Here is a 3,178-nt window from a genome sequence, read left to right as displayed (position 1 = left end):
TGGATACTCTTGAGCCGGATTGATTTTGCTAGTTTAATAGCACTCGCCAGCGACCTGATTCAACCCGAATTCTGGGCTTGACAAGACTCAAGTCTCAAACATCTACTAAATTGGGTGTTCGCTTTGAAATTATACGTCATCGCGTCAGTTGCCTGGAAGTGTCTAAGCTTGCGTTTTATTAACTTTCTGTGTGTCCTGTTTGTAAATAGTTGAGTATTTGGTCGTTTTTCTCCCAAAAAGCAACTAAATTAGCGTCCATATCCCGAAAAGCTGTCACTTTGGTTCCCAAGTGAGGCAGAAAATTGCTCTCCCACATCAAATCCACGCCTTTTTCTTTAAGTTCGGTATTTGCAGTTGCAATGTCGTCTACAAAAAATACTAGGTTGCGTAAGCCTGTAATTTGGAGGTGAAACGGCGGCTGTTTACGCTCAATTTCTAGATTAATCGGTTGAGGATAGTGAATTAGGTCAATGTAGAGTTTGTTTTTCTCCATCAAAGCTAACTCAATTCCTTCAATCGCGGATGTTCGATATTTCAGCTTGAAACCCAATTTATCGCTATACCAAGCGATTGCCTCATCCAAATTCATCACCGATACTGCAACGTTAACAAGCTGTAAGCTCTTAATACCTTTGCTTTGCTGTTGATTATAAGTCATGGTATTTCTCTTGTCAGTGATTTGATAAATGCTGCCTACGCTCTACTGGTTATGAATTTTTAGGCTTCACGGCGGAGATCACCGAAAGCCCCTCTAAACCCATGTCAAAGGAAAGTTCCTCAATCACTTTTCGCTTGAGCTTTCGGGTAAACATCAGTCGGGTGTAGCGGCGTGTATATGGATCGAGACGAAGAAGTTGCTGTGCTAACTCATTGGCTCTAGCTAAGAGTTTTTCACGAGGATGAACCTCATTGACCATACCAATTTGCAATGCTTCTGCTGCTGATAGTTTCTGCATTGTTAACAGAAAATAGTGCCGTCGAATATCACCCATTGCCGCTGGATAGAGAATCTGCACCCCGTCGGCGGGTACAACTCCGCCCCCAACCGATAGGTGCTGGTTATCTTGAAAGTATGCCTCCTCAGCCGCCAAGATAATATCTGCAATTAACGCATACTCACCATGAATGGGAGCCGGCCCGTTGATGGTTGAGATCACAGGAACATTAATGTCAAGAAAATTGTAGAGAAATTGGCGCGCTTCTGTCATAATGGCATACCAACCAGATGGTGTAGTAATGTCATCCACGGTGGAAAAGTCAATGTGGCTAATCCATTGGTCGCCAGCACCCGTTAAAATCACAACTTCATTTTGGCGATCGCGGGCAATTTCACCAAACGCATCTGGGAACTCTCGATGTGCTTTCCCTGTATGGATGTGGGAACCGCCATTAGTGTGCATCGTGACTGTCAAAATACCAGAGTCGGTGCGCTCCATGCGGAGATTTTCGTATTTGTGTTTATAGGTATCAAAACTAACCATGACTATCCCTGCCTTGAAAATCTAGTTAGAGTAAATAATGACGCTGTTTGTTATCTACTCCAACTTTAAAAGGACTTACGCGGTGGAGTCTTGGACGCTTTTGCTAAGGAATGAGGATGTTATTGCTATTTTGCTGAATGACTTTCGGTGAAACACCGAACATCCGCTTGAAATGACGGCTGAGGTGACTTTGATCGTAGAAACCAACATGAGTAGCAACATCCGCGATCGCCATTTGACCCTGTTGCAACAACTCCTTAGCACGTTCAACTCGGCAACGAATTTGATACTGATGGGGTGCTAAACCTGTTGATTGTTTAAATAAACGAGCAAAATGATATGAACTTAGATTTACCTCTGCCGCAATTTCATCCAAACTTAAGTCTTGGTTTAAATTTTCTTGAATGTAGGTGATTGCCCATTGTAATTTAGACTTGGGTAAACCACCAGAGTACTGCCTGACGGTTTTCTGAATGCTGCTGTACTTTCTGATTAAATGAACGACTAAAGCAGTGGTTAATGATTCGGCGTAGAGACGATTGCCCAGTTTTTCCGATTGTAATTCGACAAGCAGCAAATTACCTAGATGTTGAATCTGGAGGTCAGCCCCAGCAAAACAATTAAGAATTTCCACACGATTAGCATCTACTTCGACTGCCTCTAATGCAACCTTATCAATAAATTTTGGTTCCAAGCATACGTGTAAAACATCTACTTGGCTATCCCAACACCATTGGGTTGCATAATTTGCAGGTGTCAGGATCATCTCTCCTGTTAAAACTTGCCCTTGATAAACTTGGCCATCAAGCTGTTGCACAAGGTGGTAGGGTGAACCACAGTTTAAGGTAATCAGGTGTTGAGACAGCGGTGGCGAAACTAATTCATTGGCGGGATGATGATAATATCCAGTCACAATACCATTCCAACCCTTCGATTTACTCGAAAAAACTGCCCGATCTGGTAACTCGTCTAGAAGGCTGACCGTTTCGAGTAATTTATCTTTAGATCGGTTTTGACGCATCCGGTTAAGTTTTTAGATGATAACAGAAGTATACAGCGAGCTTTAAAGTCCCGTCAGGCATAAAATCAGGTATCTTTCGCTACTTAAAAGCAAGAATAAAGTTTGAATTTCCAGAACAAGGTAGTGAGGTGCGGCGAGTAATACCGCCCATCGACTCTACCAATTGCTTGGTGAGGGCTATTTTATCCCACATTTCGCACCGACGATTAAGTAAGTGCTAACTCTTGAAAAACTCCGGCTGTGAATCAAACTAGATAATTAAGTTTAGATCGCCAAACTCATGCCATAAATACTTCATCTTCACAGCATTCTCATAAGCATCTAATGCCCAAGGTGCAGAAACGTACTCATAGCGAATCGGTTGTCCAATACGGTAAAGCGATTGAATCAGTTCAGACCCTGATTGAGAAAAGCGCAATTTCCATAGACGCGGGATATGAGGATCGCGCTCGCCCACCGTTGCAGACAATTGGTTATTTAGCTGAATCTGGATTCCTGGGCGCAATCCACAAGCAAAAGGTTCACCGTTTTCACAGACGAGCAAGGCTAACCAGGAGCCATCCCAATACGGTTCGGTTAAGCTCTAAGCAGTATTGATTACAGAAAAAGTAAGTGTTTCCAATTTAACTCCTGCCCCCTTATGTACTGGCTTCTTGGACGGAAACTTAGCCCTAGT

Annotated in this window: 4 protein-coding genes; all 4 read right to left on the bottom strand. The window is 43.0% G+C overall.

The window, feature by feature from the left end; all coding sequences use genetic code 11:
* Positions 1–178: 178 nt before the first annotated feature.
* The 4 genes from H6G97_RS48550 to H6G97_RS48535 all read right to left on the bottom strand — a co-directional run bounded on the left by H6G97_RS48550 (position 179) and on the right by H6G97_RS48535 (position 3,046).
* Positions 179–658 (bottom strand): VOC family protein, encoded by a 480-nt coding sequence (locus H6G97_RS48550; protein ID WP_190947447.1) that lies wholly within the window; start codon positions 656–658, stop codon positions 179–181.
* A 49-nt stretch (positions 659–707) separates the two neighbouring features.
* Positions 708–1,481 (bottom strand): enoyl-CoA hydratase/isomerase family protein, encoded by a 774-nt coding sequence (locus tag H6G97_RS48545; RefSeq protein WP_190947446.1) that lies wholly within the window; start codon positions 1,479–1,481, stop codon positions 708–710.
* Between the two features lie 103 nt (positions 1,482–1,584).
* Positions 1,585–2,502: a helix-turn-helix domain-containing protein gene (locus tag H6G97_RS48540; RefSeq protein WP_242056142.1), complete on the bottom strand. Its 918-nt coding sequence runs from the start codon at positions 2,500–2,502 to the stop codon at positions 1,585–1,587.
* Between the two features lie 250 nt (positions 2,503–2,752).
* Positions 2,753–3,046, bottom strand: coding sequence for a hypothetical protein (locus H6G97_RS48535; RefSeq protein WP_190947445.1), 294 nt, complete (start codon positions 3,044–3,046; stop codon positions 2,753–2,755).
* Positions 3,047–3,178 lie beyond the last annotated feature (132 nt).

The organism is Nostoc flagelliforme FACHB-838 (assembly GCF_014698065.1).
GTDB lineage: Bacteria > Cyanobacteriota > Cyanobacteriia > Cyanobacteriales > Nostocaceae > Nostoc > Nostoc flagelliforme_B.
This window is presented reverse-complemented; position numbering and strand designations above follow the sequence as displayed.